The organism is Streptomyces sp. NPDC101237 (assembly GCF_044767465.1).
Classification (GTDB): Bacteria; Actinomycetota; Actinomycetes; order Streptomycetales; family Streptomycetaceae; genus Streptomyces; species Streptomyces gramineus.
This window is the reverse complement of the sequence record NZ_JBIWNY010000002.1, coordinates 431,098-446,547: the sequence shown is the minus strand read 5'-3', so window position 1 is coordinate 446,547 and position 15,450 is coordinate 431,098. Positions and strand designations below refer to the sequence as shown.

Genomic DNA, 15,450 nt, shown 5'->3' with positions numbered 1-15,450 from the left:
GCGTAGAAGGGTAGGGGAACGGGGTTTCTCCTGGCCGTTATCGAACCGTGCCGACCCCGGGTTACAAGAAGAGATCATTGGTTACGCCGGGGTGACACAAGAGGGCGAAGGGGTGCCGATCGGGCACCCTCCTCCTCCGTGGTGGGGCGGCCGTTCTGGGGCCGCTCCCGCCGGCCGTCCGAGACGGCCGTCCGCACCGCCCGCTCCGCCCGCCACCGGTCCGGCGGGGCGCGTCGGCGGGGCGCCGGTCTAGCGGGTCGCGTCGATGAGGGCGGCGGCGGTGAACAGCTCGACCCCGACGGTGATGGCGTGCTCGTCGGCGTCGAAGTCGCCCTGGTGCAGGTCGCGTACGGTCCGCTCGCCCGGCGTGCGCACCCCGAGCCGCGCCAGCGCGCCCGGCACCCGCTCCAGGTACCAGGAGAAGTCCTCGCCGCCGAGGCTCTGCTCGGTGGTCTCGATCGAGTCGGTGCCCCGCCGGGCGGTCATCGCGTCCCGGAGCAGTTCGGTGACGACCGGATCGTTGACGACCGGCGGCACCCCGCGCACGTAGTTGATCTCCGACTTGGCGCGGTGCAGGGTGGCGACCTCGTCGATCGCCGCGTGCACCACGTCCGGCGCCTGCCGCCAGGCGGCCAGGTCCAGGCACCGCACGGTCCCGGAGAGCTCGGCGTGCTGCGGGATGACGTTGGGCGCGTGCCCGGACTCGATCCGGCCCCAGGTCACGGCGAGCCCGCTGCGGCTGTCCACGCGCCGCGCGATGAGCGCAGGCACGTCGACGGCGACCCGGGCGGCGGCGGTGACCATGTCGGTGGTGAGATGCGGCCGCGCGGTGTGCCCGCCGGGGCCGTCCAGCGCCACCTCGATGCGGTCGCAGGCGCTGGTGATGGCGCCGGTCCGCAGCCCGATCCGCCCCGCGTCCACGCGCGGGTCGCAGTGCACGGCGATGATCCGCCCCACGCCGTCCAGCACGCCGGACTCGATGGCGTCGGCGGCGCCGCCGGGCAGCACCTCCTCGGCGGGCTGGAAGAGCAGCCGTACGGGCCGCGGCAGCAGTCCGCGCTCGTGCAGCTCGGCGAGGACGAGTCCCGCCCCCAGCACCACGGCGGTGTGCACGTCGTGGCCGCAGGCGTGCGCCCGGTCGGGCACGGTGGACCGGTAGGCGCACTCGGTCTTCATGTCCGGGATGGGCAGCGCGTCGATGTCGGCGCGCAGGGCGAGCACGGGCAGCCCGTCGGCCTCGGGCCCGATGTCACAGACGAGCCCGGTTCCCATCGCGAGCACCCGCGGTCGCAGACCGGCCTTTTCCAGCCGTTCCTTGATCGCGGCGGTGGTGCGGAACTCCTGGTTGCCCAGCTCGGGATGCATGTGCAGGTCGCGGCGGAAGGCTACGAGTTCGGCGTGCAGCTCCGCGCGGAGCACACCGGGGAGCACATCCCCTGGGAGGTCGGCCTCGGACTCTAGGGACATCAATTGGTTCACCCTCTGAAGGGTAGGACGCCCGAGGGGTCAACTGCCCCGAGATCAACAAAAGTTCAGCCCGTTAGGGGAAGAAAATCTGACCGCGATGGCATGACCTCGGACGTGGCTGGGTAAAACCTATGTTTCCTCTTCCACGGATACCACGCCTGACGGCAATCACGCCGTTTCTGTCCACCGTCCGGAACGGGTACCGGGCCGGAACGGCCACTTCGGTACGCCCGGCCACGCCTGGCCGGTAGCGTGCGCGACCGTGACGGACTCGGAGACGACCGACTTCATAGAAACCACCCGTACGTCCTACGACGCGATCGCGGAGGACTACTCCGCCGCGTACCCAGGCCTGCCGGAACGACCCGTGGACATGTCGCTGATCGACGCGTTCGCCCGGCTGGTCAAGGCGAACGGCGCCGCCCCCGTGGCCGACCTGGGCAGCGGCCCCGGCCACATCACCGCCCACCTGCACGAACTGGGGGTCCCGGCCTTCGGCGTCGACCTCTCCCCCGCCATGGTCTCGCTGGCCCGCGAGGCGTATCCGGCGCTGCGCTTCCACCGGGGCTCGATGACGTCCCTGGACCTGCCGGACGCGACCCTGGGCGGCATCCTCGCCCTCTACTCGATCATCCACGTCCCGGACGCCCACCTCCCGGCGACCTTCGCCGGCTTCCACCGCGCGCTGGTCCCCGGCGGCCATGTCCTGCTGGCCTTCCAGAAGAGCGAGCAGCCCGGCCTCCACCTCACCGAACGCTTCGGCCACCGCATCGACCTGCACTACCACTGGCGCCCGGCGTACGTGGTGAGCGACATGCTCGTCAAGGCGGGCCTGGAGGTGGCGGCCACCCTGATCCGCGAACCGCAGGACGAGGAGAAGTGGCCCCGCGCGTTCGTCCTGGCCCGCAAGCCTGGGTGAGGGGACGCGGCGCGCAGGGCGGCCACGGCCGGCAGGCTGTACCTGCTCGGCGGCGGTGCGGTGACGCCGGCTACGGAGGGGCGTTCCGCAGGCGGATCGCCAGGCAGAACCTGGAGACCATGCCGGAGCCGCGGACCTGAGTCCCCGCCTCAGGCGGCCTGGGTCCGCTGCACGCACCCGGTGACGACGTCGCGCAGGCTGCCGGTGTCCGCGTACAGGTGCCGTTGCTCGTCGGCGCCGTTGCCGTCCCGCAGCAGCCGGTGGACGCCCTCCTCGGCCAGTTCCAGGTCGCCGGTGTCGGCCAGGGCGTCCCGGGTGTGGTCCAGGAGGGCGGTCAGGACCTCCTCGGCGGGGCGGGGGCGCAGGGTGACGGGGTCGAGCAGGTCGCCGCGCAGGCCCGAGCGGGCGGCGCGCCAGCCGGCCATCCGGGTCGGCCCGACGCCGTGGTCGACGGGTTCGCGGCCGTCCCGCCACTCCCTGGCGGCGGTCTCGACCAGCGCTCGTGCCAGGGCGGCGACGAGTACGGCGGTCCCGGCGCGCAGACAGACGTCGGCGACCCGGATCTCGACGGTCGGGTAGCGCTGGGCGAGCCGGGCGTCGAAGTAGACCATGCCCTCGTCCAGGATGACGCCGGTGGCGACCATGTCCGCGACCAGCCGGTGGTAGCGCTCCGCTGACCGGAACAGCTCGGCCGGCCCGGCGGACGGCCAGCGGGCCCAGACCCGGCTGCGGTAGCTGGCGTATTCCGAGTCGCGGCCCTGCCAGAAGGGTGAATTGGCGCTGACGGCGGTGAGCACGGGCAGCCAGGTGCGTACCCGGTCGAGGATGCCCACGCCCTCCTCGTCCGACTCGACGGAAACATGTACATGGCATCCGCAGACGAGCTGGTCCCGGGTGGTGATCCCGTACTGCTCGGCCATCCACCGGTAGCGCGGGTTCGCGCTGAAGGAGGGGCTGACGGGCAGCGGCGAGCTGGCGAGCGCGGCGACGGTGCAGCCGAGGTCGGCGGCGAGCCGCGCGGCCTCCTTGCGGCACCGCACGATCTCCTCGCCGAGGTCCGCCATCTCCGACTGCGGCCGGGTGGCGAACTCCAGCATCTGCCCGTACAGCTCCTTCTCGAACACGTCCTGCCCGGGATCCGCCAGCGCGGCCCGGGCCAGCACCGCGGCCGCCGACGCCTTGGGCTCGCCCGACTCCGGGTCGACGAGCAGAAGCTCCTCCTCCACGCCGACAGTACGCACCCGCACCCGCCCTCCGCCCGTGCCACCACCGAACGCGGCGGCCTCCGCCCTCCGACTTCCCCGGGCGGCCGGGAGGACACCTGTGCCCGTCACTCCTGGGCGAACAGCTCCGCCGCGTCCGTGACGCGCATGGCCCGCTGGGCCCAGCTCTCCAGCCGGTCAAGGTCACCACAGGCGTGCACCTGCCGGCGCACGTCGTCGCTCACCGGGACGCCCCGCCACTCCAGGAGCCGCAGCACCATCTCGGCCCGCTCCTGCACGCGGCCTTCCTCCCGCCCTTCCTCACGCCCTTCCTGGCGCACCTGCTCCGCCAGCGGGTGACGCCAGAAGTACTGGATCGCCGTCATCAGGTCCCTCCCCTCACGAACCGGACGGGTCCCGAGACACGGAACCCGTGACGTGGGTGCCGCGCGCGGGGGCCGTCGGCTAGACCGGGCTGGCCACCGACGTCAGGCGGTGGACGTCCTTCGCGGTGCCGGTGACGCCGGAGAGGAAGCCCTGGGCTCGGGGGGAGGCGTTCTCCGTGAGCCAGGCCGGGTCGATGTCGCAGACGGCGACGCGGACGCCGGTACCGGCCAGAGCCAGTGGGAGGGTGTGCACGACCGTGGAGGGGAAGCTCAGGATCGTACGGCCGATCGGGCCGCGGCGGGCGATCAGTTCGAGGGGGAGATCCGGGCGGACTATCTCCAGCCCGGTCTCGGCGGCCAGGCGGTGGAGCTTGTCGGTGCTCTCGCGGCGGTGCGCGAAGTAGCGGGTCGCGCCGTGTGCCTTCGCCAGGGTCTGGACGGCCTCGAGGTAGCGCTCGCCGTCCACCACGCCGGTCTCCACCAGCGAGGTGCCGACCATGTCGGCGCCCTTGGTGATGCGCGGCGGGCCGAAGCGGGCGCGGGTCCAGCCGAAGTCGTTCGCGGTGACCGTCACGCCCGCCGGTGTCTCGGTCACCGGCATGGAGGAGAAGACCTCCACCCGGCGGCGGTCGCTCGGCGTGAGACGGCGGCGCGCGGAGGAGGAGACGGGCGCGAAGAGCAGGTCACGGGCGCCGGGGCGGCCGCCCTTGCGGTGCCAGCGGACCAGCCGTTCGCCGCGCGCGAGCTGGGCGACGAACTCCATCGTGGCCGTGCCGTCGTCGACGACGACCAGGTCACGGGCGCGGGTGATGGTCAGGAGCAGCTGCACGTAGCGGGAGAAGGGATCCCCCATCACGATGCGGTCGGCCCGGCGGAGCGAGCCCGCCAGGCCGCCGATCGTGTGGAAGGGAGCGGCGGTGCCGCCCCGTGCCTCCTCCCAGCGGACCCGGTAGCCCTCGTCGCGGGCCAGGTCCGCCATACGGCGCAGCTGGCCCCGGGTCATCGGGTCCGTCGGGGACAGGACGACGATCGTGAGTTCCGCGCCGGGTGCCGCCGCCGATATGGCGACCGATGCGCGACGGCCCTGCGGGGGCACCGTCGGCACCGGCTCCACCGCCCCGCGCAGGGCGTGGACATGCGCCCACTCCAGCACGTTCAGCAGCTGCACCGGACTCTCGACGAACGCGAGGGTGGGGGGGCCGGGGTTCCCGGCGCGGAGGTTCATCGACGTACGACCGTCCCGTCGTCGTAACACAACAGACGTAACTTCAGGTTCTCGGCGGGGTCAGACCTGGACCGGCTCGCCGGCGGCCGCGGCGATCTCCGCCTCGGCGACGACACCGGTGACGCGGCGCAGCTTCTTCATCGGGCCGAGCTCGGAGTCGTAGACCTTCTTGACGCCGTCGCCGAGGGACTCGGAGATGATCCGGATGTCGCGGACCAGACGGGTCAGGCCCTGCGGCTCCACGGAGGCGGCCTGGTCGGAGCCCCACATGGCGCGGTCGAGGGTGATGTGACGCTCGACGAACGTGGCGCCGAGCGCGACCGCGGCGAGGGTGGTCTGCAGACCCGTCTCGTGGCCGGAGTAGCCGATCGGGACGTTCGGGTACTCCTTCTCCAGCGTGTTGATCACGCGGAGGTTCAGCTCGTCGGCCTTCGCCGGGTACGTCGACGTGGCGTGGCACATGAGGATGTTCTCGGAGCCGAGGACCTCGACCGCGTGGCGGATCTGCTTCGGGGTCGACATGCCGGTGGAGAGGATGACCGAACGGCCGGTGGCGCGCAGGGCCTTCAGCAGCTCGTCGTCCGTCAGGGAGGCGGAGGCGACCTTGTGGGCCGGGACGTCGAACTTCTCCAGGAAGGCGACGGCCTCGGTGTCCCACGGGGAGGCGAACCAGTCGATGTTCTTGCTCTTGCAGTACTCGTCGATCTGACGGTACTCGTCCTCACCGAACTCCACGCGGTGGCGGTAGTCGATGTAGGTCATGCGGCCCCAGGGGGTGTCGCGCTCGATGTCCCACTGGTCGCGCGGGGTGCAGATCTCCGGGGTGCGCTTCTGGAACTTGACGGCGTCGCAGCCGGCCTCGGCGGCGACGTCGATCAGCTTGAAGGCGTTCTCCAGCTCACCGTTGTGGTTGATGCCGATCTCGCCGCAGATGTAGACGGGCTTGCCGGGACCGACCTCACGGGAACCGAACTGGCGCAGGCGGGAGGTGCTCATGACTGTGGGGTGTCCTTACTTCGGGAGGGAATCGAGAGAGGGGCCGAGGATCCAGCTGGCGATCTCTCGGATCGCGCCGTCGCCACCCGGGACGGTGGTGACCGCGCGTGCGGCGCCGCGTACGACGTCGTGGGCGCTCGCGACCGCCACGGGCCAGCCCACGAGGGCGAAGCACGGGAGGTCATTGACGTCGTTGCCGACGTAGAGCACGCGCTCGGGAGCGATGCCCTGCTCCTCGCACCACTGCTTGAGTGCGAGGTCCTTGCGGTCGATGCCGTGCAGGACCGGGATCTGTAGCTTCCGGGCCCGGGCGGCGACGACCGGGTTCTGCTCCGTGGAGAGGACCAGCATCCTGAGCCCGCTCTTTCGCAGGGCGGCGATGCCGAGTCCGTCGCCGCGGTGCACGGAGACGAACTCCTTTCCATCGGCGTCGATCAGCACCCGGTCGTCGGTCTGGGTGCCGTCGAAGTCCAGTACGACCGCGTCGATGTCGTCGGCGGCCGGCAGCGAACCGGGGCGGTCCGCGTCGAAGAGGCCGGCCAGCGCGCGGGCGCGGGCCAGGTCGTGCGGGTCGTCGATCTCCAGCACGCGGGCCGGGTCGGTGCGCACCAGCTCGGTGTGGCCGAAGAAGCGGTGCCGGTGCTCGCGGAAGCCGCCGGCGCGCATCGCGTAGGCGGCGCCGGTCTCCAGGAAGTCCTGCGGGCGGTCCTGGCGGCGGGGGCGGAACGACTTGTCGTGGTTGACGCCGAAGCCGCCGCTCGCGGAGGCCGCGTCGACGCCGGCCGGCACCGGGGCGTCCACCTCGTCGCGCCAGACGAAGCCGTGGAAGGGCGCCACGGTCAGGGCGGTGTCGGCGCCGTTCTCGACGATCGCGCCCGCCACTGCGTCGATGTCCTCGCGGATGATGAACGGGCTGGTGCACTGCACGAGCAGGACGACGTCGACCGGGGCGCCGTGCAGCGCCTCGTGGGCGTCCATGGCGTGCAGGACGGCGGCCTCGGAGGTGGCGGTGTCACCGGCGATGGCGGCAGGACGCAGCACCACCTCGGCGCCGGCGGACCGGGCGGCCGCGGCGATCGCCTGGTCGTCCGTGGAGACGACGACGTCGGTCACCAGGCGGGAGGCCCGGCACTCGCGGACGGCGCGGGCGACCAGCGGGACGCCGCCGACCGGCAGCAGGTTCTTCGCGGGCACGCCCTTGGATCCGCCGCGCGCGGGGATCACGGCCAGCACCCGGGGTACGACGGCCTTCTCGGGGTGGGGCATCGGCTCTGTTCCTTCACGTCCGTCAGGCGCCGACGACGCCTGGTTCGGGATCCGGTCGCTCACAGCTCTCCCATTCGTCGGATCACGGGGGCCACCCGCTGGACGCCGTGGCGGTAGGCGCCGCGTGCGGCCCGGCGCACGATCTGTCGGACGGGTCCCGGCGCCTTGTCGGCGGCGGGCGCACCGGGCAGCGGTACGCCGTCGGGGCCGAGGTGGTGGCGGGCCAGGATGCCGGGCAGGTAGCCGGGCGCGGTCTCGGGTGTGTAGTACGGGTTCAGGGGCGGCAGGCCGCCGGGCCGGGCGAGCAGCTTGGCGATCCGCTCGCGGCCGGCGTCGAACGCGGTGGCGTACGAGCCGTCGGCGGCGACGCCCTGCCGGGCGACCCACTCGGCGTCGGGCACCGGGCGGTGTCCGGCGTCGAGCTGGTCCCAGGAGGCGAGGCAGCCGGAGCCGACGAAGTGGTGGTTGCCGAGCGTCTCGCGGATCCCGAGGTCGGTGAGGACCACGGTGGGGATCCGCCGGTGCAGGGCCTCCAGGGCGGCCGTCGAGCTGACGGTGACGAGGAGGTCCGTGCGGTCGAGCACCTCGCCCATGTGCCCGTACACCAGGCGGAAGTTGGCGGGCACGTCCTTGCCCTGGACCAGCTTCTGGTACGGCAGTTCCTCGATGTGGGTGGTGTGCTCGCCGGGCTTGGAGCGCAGCTTGAGCAGCACCTCCCGCGCCGGGTGCCGGCGGGCGTGCCGGATGAGGCGGTCGAGCAGGTACGCACGGTCCCTGCGGCTCTCGGGGACCGAGGGCTGGGCCGCGAACACCACGGTGTAGGGCTCGTGTTCGCCCTCGTAGGGTTCGCCGCCGAGGAACGGCAGCGCGACCTCGGTCACCGAGGAGGAGTCGGCGCCGACCCCGTCGTACACGGCCCGGAACCGGTCCGCGTCCTGGCGGGAGTTGGCGAGGACCAGGTCCGCGCCGTGCCGCAGCAGCAGGCCGTCGGCGAGCTTCTCGTAGACGACGCCGACGTAGCCGGTGACGACCACGGGCCGCTTCGCGCGGCCGGCGAAGACGCCGCGCAGTCCGTGCAGCATGGCCTGCACCCCGCCGCCGACGAGCGAGAGGACGAGGACGTCGTACGACTCCGTGCCCTCGGGGCCCTCGGGGTCCTCGGGGCCTCTCTCCATGGCGCGCAGGAACTCGACGGCCGTCACTTCGCGGAGCGAGTCCGCGTGGACGCCGACCTCCTGGAGCTGGCGGGCGGTGGGGGTGGCACGGCCCCGCAGGAGGTAGCCGTCGAGCCGGACCTCCGGACGGTCGGTTTCATCGGGGATCAGCCGCTTCGCGGTGAGCGCTCCCCACTTCCACCGAGTGTCGGAGTCCGCCAGGACGGCCACCCGCAGGGTCTTCGTTGCACTTGCTGGCACACCCAAGACGCTAGAAAGCCATTCCAAGGATCTCCCGAACCCGAATCCAACAAAGGGTTAACAACACATCGCCGAATGGCGAATCAGCCCGGGACAGGGCTCGAAAAAGCCCTGATTCATAGCTTCGACACACGTCGTTCACCTGATGTCAAGACAACAGACAAGACGGATGACGGGCACCCCTCTAACGTCCCTCACGTGGTCAAGCTCTCCGTCATCGTGCCGTTCTACAACGTGCAGCAATACGCGCCCGACACCCTGAGGAGCCTGCGCGCGAACGCGCGTGAGGACTTCGAATTCATTCTCGTCGACGACTGTTCGACCGACGGGACACCTGAGATTCTCGCGCGAGCAGAGCGCGAGCTGCCAGGCGCGGTCCATGTCAGACACGAGCTGAACGGGGGGCTGGCCACCGCGCGCAACACCGGCATCGACAAAGCACGCGGCGAGTACGTCACCTTCCTGGACGGCGACGACTGGCTCGCGCCCGGCTACTACCCGGACCTGGTGGCCGCCATCGAGTCGCTGGGCTGCGACTTCGTCCGCACCGACCATGTGCAGTGCACGGCGCGCGCCCGGCTCGTGCACCGGGTGCCGGTCGGCCGCCGCAACACCGTCATGAACCCGCGGGAGGCGATCCTGCCGGCCGACCGGTCGACCTCCGTCGACTACGCCTACGCGTGGGCGGGGATCTACCACCGCCGCCTGGTGGACAAGGGCCTCGTCCATTTCACGGACGGGCTGCGCACGGCCGAGGACCGGCCGTGGATCTGGAAGCTGCACCGGGAGGCCGAGTCCTTCGCCGCGGTGAACCTGCTCGGTGTCTTCTATCGGCGTGGCGTAGCCTCGTCACTCACGCAGATCGGCGACGTCCGTCAGCTCGATTTCATTCGCGCGTTCGACCAGGTGATCGAGGAAACCGCGCAGGACGCGGACGCGAAGGAACTCCTGCCGAAGGCCGTCAGGACCTACTGCGCCATCATTTCCCATCACCTGGGATCCATCGAAAGGTTCGAGCCCGCGGTGGCGAAAAAGCTGAAATCCATGAGTGCCGCAGCACTGCGGCGCATGCCGCAGGACGTGCTGGACGAGGCCCTGGACTCCATGGACCTCCAGCGTGCCACCAAGCTGCGCCGGCTGCGCCGCCGTCCCGCTCCCGCGGGGGCCGCCGCGTGACCACCCAGATCTTCCAGGCGTCCACCCTCTACGGCACGGCCACCCTCGCCGCCGCCCTGGACTCCGGCGCCTTCGGCCCGGCCGACCGGCGCATCCTGCTGGTCTGCAACAACGCTGCCACCCCGGAGACCACTCCGGGGCTGGACGCGGCGCCGGGCTTCGAGCGGCTGCGCGACCGGTTCGACGAGGTGATCTCGTACAACGAGACGATCTTCCCGTTCCACCCGGGCGGCTGGGCCCCGCGCCCGGAGGACTTCCCGCTGTGGGAACGCTTCCTGCGCCACGAGTGGCGGCTCGGCGACGACGACGTCGAGTTCGCCGTCGAGTCGATCCAGGTCAACCCCTCGCTCAGCCTCACCCAGATCTTCACCGGCGCCCCGGTCACGGTCTACGCCGACGGTCTGATGAGCTACGGCCCGACCCGCAACAAGATCGACCCGCTGGTCGGCACCCGCGTGGACCGGGTCCTCCACCTCGACCTGGTGCCGGGCCTGAAGCCGATGCTGCTCACCGAGTTCGGTGTCCCCGGCGAGGTCGTGCCGACCGCGGCCTTCACCAAGGTGCTGGCCGAACTGGCTTCCAGCGGTGACGAGTTGCCGCAGATCGAGGAACCGGCCCTGCTGCTCGGCCAGTACCTCTCCGCGCTCGGCATCCTCTCCCCCGAACAGGAGGAGGACCTGCACGTGCGGATGTTGCGGGGCGCCGTCGAACTCGGCCACACCAAGGTCGTGTTCAAGCCGCACCCCTCCGCCCCGGCCCGCTTCGCGCGGACCCTGGAGCAGGAGGCCGAGAAGCTCCGGGTCGAACTCACCGTCCTGGACACCACGGTCCTCGCCGAGGTGCTGTACCAGCGGATGCGCCCCGCGCTGGTCGTCGGCTGCTTCTCGACCGCGCTGCTGACCGCGTCCGCGCTGTACAGCCTGCCGACCGCCCGGGTCGGCACCGACACGCTCCTGGACAAGCTCGTCCCGTACGAGAACAGCAACCGCGTCCCGGTCACCGTCGTCGACGTGCTGCTGCCCTCGCTGACCGACCGCAAGGCCGTCGAGGAGCAGCGCGCGCTGCTGACGGTCGAGCAGCTGAGCGCGCTGCTCCGCGCGGTGGGCTTCGCGATGCAGCCGAAGATCTATCCGCAGCTGCGCCGGGAGACCGAGCGCTACCTGGCCAAGCATCTCGACGCCACCACCATCCGGTACTTCAAGCGCAAGCGCCTGACCTCGCTCGCGCTGCCCGGCGGGGTTCCGGCCCAGCTGGGCTTCCTGCCGCGCAACGCGACGGTGCGGCGGATGGCGCGCAGGGCGCGGAATCTGCGGCGGGTCGTGCGGAGGTAGCTCCGCCGGTCGCGCCGATCTACGTCGTCTGCGGCGGCGTCGTGGCTGGTCGCGCCGTTCCCCGCGCCCCTTGCGGGGCGCTGCCCGGCGGGGCGGGTCCTGGATCGGACCCGCCCCTTCCGGCGTTACCGGCCCAGGATCTTCTTGATCGTGGCGGCGTTGTCCTCGGTGACCTTCCACAGCAGCCGCTGCCGGTCGTGCACGTCGGCGACGGTCCGGCTGTGGTGGTCGAGGATGCCGATCGCGCGCTCGGTGAGGAGGTCGCCGAGGTTCCGCTCGTGCACCGAGACGCCCCACTCGGGCCGCTCGATGTCGTTCAGGAAGTACGCCATCTTCGGGTGCGAGATCAGCGAGATGATCGGCGTGCCGACGCCGAACGGGATCATGCCCGCGTGTCCGCGCATGCCGATGACCAGGCGGGTCTTGGCGTACGTCTCGCGGATCTCGTCGTTGGAGAAGTCGTACATCGGGATCACCGGCAGCGAGATGCCGTGCTCGCGGCGCAGGTCGAAGGCGATCTTCTCGTCGTCGAGCGAGTGCGCCACGCACTGGACCTCGGTGTGCGCGCCGATCTTGCGCACGGCCTTGGCCATCTCGGCGAGGAAGTGCGCGTAGTCGTGGCCGAAGCGCAGCCCCGCGCGGTCGTAGGCCGCGTTGAGCATCACCGTGTCCTCGCGGTACGACGGGTCGGTCCAGCCGGCCACCAACTGGCGCGTGACCGTGGTGGGACAGGGCTGGAAGACGACCTTGTCCTGCAGCTCCGGCGGGAGCATGCCGCGGACCTTGGCGATGGAGCCGTGGTTGCGCAGCCCGAAGAAGGACGCCTTCTCGACCAGCAGCCGCAGGCTCTCGTTGAAGCGGGTCGCCCGGTAGGACTGGCCGTCGAAGGCGTTGAAGCCGACCGCGTAGACCATGATCGGCACGTCGATGGCCCGCAGGTGCTCGTCCGGGACGTTCCACTGCCAGGCGCTGTTGCCGTTGGGCATGGTGTCCGGGATGAACAGGCCGCCGCCGCCGATGACCAGACCCCGGCGGGCGTTGACCCGCTCCAGGGCGGCCCGGTCGAAGTAGCGGTGGGCGTGCACCGAGTGCCAGCGCCGGGAGGTGGTGTCCGGGCCGAAGCCGAGCCGGACGGTCTCCGGGAGCAGCTTGTCGCCCGCGTTGCCCTGCCGGTCCATGTAGAACGCGACGTGCGCGAGCTGGTCCTCGGCGCTGCCCTGTTCCTGGGAGGGGACGGCGGCCGCGCGCTGCGCCCACAGGCGGCTGGAGCGGTGGGTCGGGTCGACGGTGAGGCCGGCGGTGGCGTACCGCAGGGCCTCGGTGTTGTCGCCCTGCACCCAGGCCATCTGGGCGAGCCGGGAGAAGGCGGTCGCGGCCCGGTTGGGAGCGGCGGCGGCGAGCAGCAGCTGGGTCCTGGCCTCGTCGTAGCGCGAGACGCTCATCAGCGCGTGGCCGAGGACCTCGTGCGGCCAGGCCTCGTCCAGCGGGATGCGGACGCTGGTGAGGACGTCGACGGCGTCCTGGTAGTCGCCGGAGGCGATGTGCGCGGCGGCCACCTTGCGGGCGATCTCCACGTCACCGGTGCGCTTGACGTGCGGGGTGCCGAAGTGCACGACCAGGTCGTGGTGGAGGCCGCCGGGGGAGGCGAAGTAGGCCGCGTGGAACTCGGCGTCGGTCATCTCGAACTCGCGCCAGCGGTCCTCGGCCTGCGCGTAGCCGGTCTCGCCGCCCTGCCAGGGCTTGTGACGGCCGGTGAAGTGCAGGATCTTCGTGTCCTCCGGGACCGGGAGGTCGCCGGAGAGCCGCCGCTTGACGAAGTTGTACCTGGCGTCGAGGCGGACGAAGTCGCCGTCCAGGACGGCGTTCAGGATGCCCTGGTCGTGCTTGTCCAGCTCGTACTCGCCGCTGCGGCCCGCCTTGTCGATCTTCGCGCAGAACTCGTCGGACAGGTACTCCTTCTGGATCACCAGGAGGCCCGAGTTGAGCTTGTGCTGTCCGTAGAAGAACTGCGGCACGGCCGCCAGGCCCTCGCGCAGCTCCAGCAGCTCGCCGAGACCGCCGAGGACCACCATGTCCGTGTCCAGCGTGATGACCGTGTCGTAGTCGCGCAGCCGGAAGATGTCGAGGATGAAGTACGCCTTGCGGACCAGGTAGTTGTCCTGGTCGCCCTTGACGTACGAGTCGTAGTGCGTGTCGTTGACCCGCTGGAGCACGATGCGCGGGTGCAGGGCGCGGATCTTCGCGACGGAGGCCGGGCGCAGGTCGTCGTAGAGCACGACGAAGTCCTCGCAGACGCCCGGGTTGGACAGGGCGAGGCTGCGCAGCAGGACCAGGAAGCCGGGGAGGTAGTTCTCGTCCACGTAGGACGCGAAGGCGATCCGGCGCTTCTTGGTGAGCGCGCCGGCGTCGGTACCGGGTATCGCGGAGGTGAAGGTCGTCGTCATCGCAGGGAGATCCTCATGTCGCTCACGCTCTGGGCCCGCTGCATGACCCAGTCCTTCTCGCTGGTGTATTCGTGCACGGAGGTGATGGCCAGCTTCATGGCCTCCGGCACGCGGTAGGCGCCGCTCTCGTAGAAGTCGAAGCCGATCAGGTCCAGGGTCGGGCTGACGTCCAGGAAGTCCAGCAGCCACAGCATGTTGAAGCCGGAGGTCGGGATGCCCGACCAGGCCTCGGGGCCGATCTGCCCGATGTTCCGCATGGGCCAGCGCAGCGACTCGTCGCCGAGGTACTGCTGGGCGCCGGGCACCAGCTTGTTGCGCAGCGAGTGTTTCCAGTCGCCGGAGACGCCGCCGAAGATCAGCCGCGTGGTCACCGGCTTCTCCCAGTTGAAGGCGTGCTTGTGGATGCTGACGTGGATGTCGGTGCGCTCGCCGGTGTGCTTCGGGTCGATCTTGTACGAGTTGAAGCGCACGACCAGGTCGTAGGCGTCGATCTCCTTGCCCATGCCGCTGGCGCCCACCCGCCCCGAGTTGGCGATCAGGCAGACCGACTTGCCGGTGATCTGGTTGCGGAACTCGCCGAGGGTGATCCACTGCACGCCGTCGAAGGTCGGGTTGGCGACCGGTCCGCGCATCCGGTTGCGGCGCTGCTCGGAGTAGAGCGCGACGGCCTCGGCGAGACCGGGGTCGTTGCCCTCGGCGATCCGCAGGTCCAGGTACTGGCTGAGCAGCTCCTGGCGGTCGTCGACCGGGGCCTCGTCCTCGGTGAGGGCCAGCAGGGCGCCGACCAGACGCGGCTCGGCGGACTTCCAGTCGCCGGCGGCCTGGAGGGCGAGGCCCTCGGCCCAGACGGCGGTGGCGGGCTCGCGGCGGTACTCGGCGGCGGCCGGCACCTGGCGGCCGAGGAGGTCGAGGAGTTCGTTCTCGCGCTCACCGGCGCGGCGCATGCCGCTGATCCGGTTGGCGACGCCGAAGCCGTCGTCCTGGGTGAGTTCGAGGTAGCGCTCGTAAGCCTCCACGGCCTCGCTCTCCTCGCCGAGGTCCTCCAGGATGCGGGCGCGCAGCCGCCAGCCGGCCCGGGAGTTCTTGCGCTGGGCGAGCACGGTGTCGCTGATGACCAGGGCCAGGTTCAGCTCGTCGCCGTAGCCGCACTCCAGGGCCTTGTTGGCGACGGCGAGCAGGGCGTCCAGCAGGTCGTTGTTGATGCCGCCGGACGGGGTCGCGGCGCCCTTGACGGCACGCTTGAGGAGAGCGGTGGCGCCACCGGCCGGGGCGGGCGCGGCGGCGGTGGTGCCCTCGGTGGCCACCACCACGAGGAGCTTGCGCAGCTGCTCGGCGAGTTCGCCGCGCCGACGGTCGAGGCTGCCGACGAGCTTGCCGCTGTGCACGGCGCAGGCGTGCAGGCACTCGTCGAGATCCCCGCCGCGCGCGGGTGCCCGCCTGTTCTGGACCCTCGTCATAGCTCTCCTGATTTTGCCAAGCAAAGCTTGGGTTTACCTGCTGCTGTGATGGGTTTACCCGCACCTAGGGGGCGGATGGAGAAACTAGGAAGCCAAAACGACCATAGGGTTAACAAGTCGAGACGCCCGAGGGAATGATTGGGCTGTCAACCAAGCCATTCCTGTG

At 71.0% G+C, this 15,450-nt stretch carries 12 protein-coding genes; 3 read left to right on the top strand and 9 right to left on the bottom strand.

Annotated features, from left to right (window positions below; translation table 11 throughout):
- Nucleotides 1-249: 249 nt before the first annotated feature.
- Complete coding sequence (locus ACIRQ9_RS05105; protein ID WP_404167251.1) at nucleotides 250-1,467, bottom strand: amidohydrolase; 1,218 nt, start codon at nucleotides 1,465-1,467, stop codon at nucleotides 250-252.
- Between the two features lie 262 nt (nucleotides 1,468-1,729).
- On the opposite strand from ACIRQ9_RS05105, the gene ACIRQ9_RS05100 reads away from it, so the two are divergent.
- Nucleotides 1,730-2,386 (top strand): class I SAM-dependent DNA methyltransferase, encoded by a 657-nt coding sequence (locus tag ACIRQ9_RS05100; RefSeq protein ID WP_404167249.1) that lies wholly within the window; start codon nucleotides 1,730-1,732, stop codon nucleotides 2,384-2,386.
- Between the two features lie 149 nt (nucleotides 2,387-2,535).
- Here ACIRQ9_RS05100 and ACIRQ9_RS05095 read toward each other — a convergent pair whose 3' ends face one another.
- The 6 genes from ACIRQ9_RS05095 to ACIRQ9_RS05070 all read right to left on the bottom strand — a co-directional run bounded on the left by ACIRQ9_RS05095 (nucleotide 2,536) and on the right by ACIRQ9_RS05070 (nucleotide 8,876).
- On the bottom strand, nucleotides 2,536-3,627 hold the full coding sequence (locus tag ACIRQ9_RS05095; RefSeq protein WP_404167530.1) for a glutamate--cysteine ligase: 1,092 nt from the start codon (nucleotides 3,625-3,627) through the stop codon (nucleotides 2,536-2,538).
- Between the two features lie 89 nt (nucleotides 3,628-3,716).
- Nucleotides 3,717-3,974 (bottom strand): hypothetical protein, encoded by a 258-nt coding sequence (locus ACIRQ9_RS05090; protein WP_404167247.1) that lies wholly within the window; start codon nucleotides 3,972-3,974, stop codon nucleotides 3,717-3,719.
- Between the two features lie 79 nt (nucleotides 3,975-4,053).
- On the bottom strand, nucleotides 4,054-5,199 hold the full coding sequence (locus tag ACIRQ9_RS05085; RefSeq protein WP_404167245.1) for a hypothetical protein: 1,146 nt from the start codon (nucleotides 5,197-5,199) through the stop codon (nucleotides 4,054-4,056).
- 60 nt (nucleotides 5,200-5,259) lie between these two features.
- A complete protein-coding gene (locus ACIRQ9_RS05080; RefSeq protein WP_404167243.1) occupies nucleotides 5,260-6,195 on the bottom strand; it encodes an N-acetylneuraminate synthase family protein in 936 nt (311 codons plus the stop codon).
- A gap of 15 nt (nucleotides 6,196-6,210) precedes the next feature.
- The gene (locus tag ACIRQ9_RS05075; RefSeq protein WP_404167241.1) at nucleotides 6,211-7,461 is read right to left on the bottom strand and encodes a cytidylyltransferase domain-containing protein; all 1,251 of its coding nucleotides are present in this window, start codon (nucleotides 7,459-7,461) and stop codon (nucleotides 6,211-6,213) included.
- A gap of 59 nt (nucleotides 7,462-7,520) precedes the next feature.
- Entirely contained in the window at nucleotides 7,521-8,876 is a 1,356-nt protein-coding gene (locus ACIRQ9_RS05070; protein ID WP_404167239.1) for a DUF6716 putative glycosyltransferase, read from the bottom strand.
- A 198-nt stretch (nucleotides 8,877-9,074) separates the two neighbouring features.
- Here ACIRQ9_RS05070 and ACIRQ9_RS05065 point away from each other — a divergent pair, with 198 nt between their 5' ends.
- On the top strand, nucleotides 9,075-10,052 hold the full coding sequence (locus ACIRQ9_RS05065; protein ID WP_404167237.1) for a glycosyltransferase family 2 protein: 978 nt from the start codon (nucleotides 9,075-9,077) through the stop codon (nucleotides 10,050-10,052).
- A complete protein-coding gene (locus ACIRQ9_RS05060; protein WP_404167235.1) occupies nucleotides 10,049-11,383 on the top strand; it encodes an alpha-2,8-polysialyltransferase family protein in 1,335 nt (444 codons plus the stop codon). Before ACIRQ9_RS05065 ends, ACIRQ9_RS05060 begins: the two co-directional genes overlap by 4 nt.
- A 125-nt stretch (nucleotides 11,384-11,508) precedes the next feature.
- Here ACIRQ9_RS05060 and ACIRQ9_RS05055 read toward each other — a convergent pair whose 3' ends face one another.
- Together ACIRQ9_RS05055 and ACIRQ9_RS05050 are read right to left on the bottom strand one after the other, a co-directional pair.
- Complete coding sequence (locus ACIRQ9_RS05055; protein ID WP_404167233.1) at nucleotides 11,509-13,827, bottom strand: glycosyltransferase; 2,319 nt, start codon at nucleotides 13,825-13,827, stop codon at nucleotides 11,509-11,511.
- The gene (locus tag ACIRQ9_RS05050; RefSeq protein WP_404167231.1) at nucleotides 13,824-15,284 is read right to left on the bottom strand and encodes a glycosyltransferase family 29 protein; all 1,461 of its coding nucleotides are present in this window, start codon (nucleotides 15,282-15,284) and stop codon (nucleotides 13,824-13,826) included. The genes ACIRQ9_RS05055 and ACIRQ9_RS05050 overlap by 4 nt, the downstream gene beginning before the upstream one ends.
- Nucleotides 15,285-15,450: the final 166 nt, after the last annotated feature.

What these genes read in the sequence shown, in the direction of transcription:
- ACIRQ9_RS05050 (WP_404167231.1), bottom strand. Translation starts at nt 15,284, where the DNA reads ATGACGAGGGTCCAGAACAGGCGGGCACCCGCGCGCGGCGGGGATCTC.
- ACIRQ9_RS05080 (WP_404167243.1), bottom strand. Translation starts at nt 6,195, where the DNA reads ATGAGCACCTCCCGCCTGCGCCAGTTCGGTTCCCGTGAGGTCGGTCCC.
- ACIRQ9_RS05105 (WP_404167251.1), bottom strand. Translation starts at nt 1,467, where the DNA reads ATGTCCCTAGAGTCCGAGGCCGACCTCCCAGGGGATGTGCTCCCCGGT.
- ACIRQ9_RS05085 (WP_404167245.1), bottom strand. Translation starts at nt 5,199, where the DNA reads ATGAACCTCCGCGCCGGGAACCCCGGCCCCCCCACCCTCGCGTTCGTC.
- ACIRQ9_RS05075 (WP_404167241.1), bottom strand. Translation starts at nt 7,461, where the DNA reads ATGCCCCACCCCGAGAAGGCCGTCGTACCCCGGGTGCTGGCCGTGATC.
- ACIRQ9_RS05055 (WP_404167233.1), bottom strand. Translation starts at nt 13,827, where the DNA reads ATGACGACGACCTTCACCTCCGCGATACCCGGTACCGACGCCGGCGCG.
- ACIRQ9_RS05090 (WP_404167247.1), bottom strand. Translation starts at nt 3,974, where the DNA reads ATGACGGCGATCCAGTACTTCTGGCGTCACCCGCTGGCGGAGCAGGTG.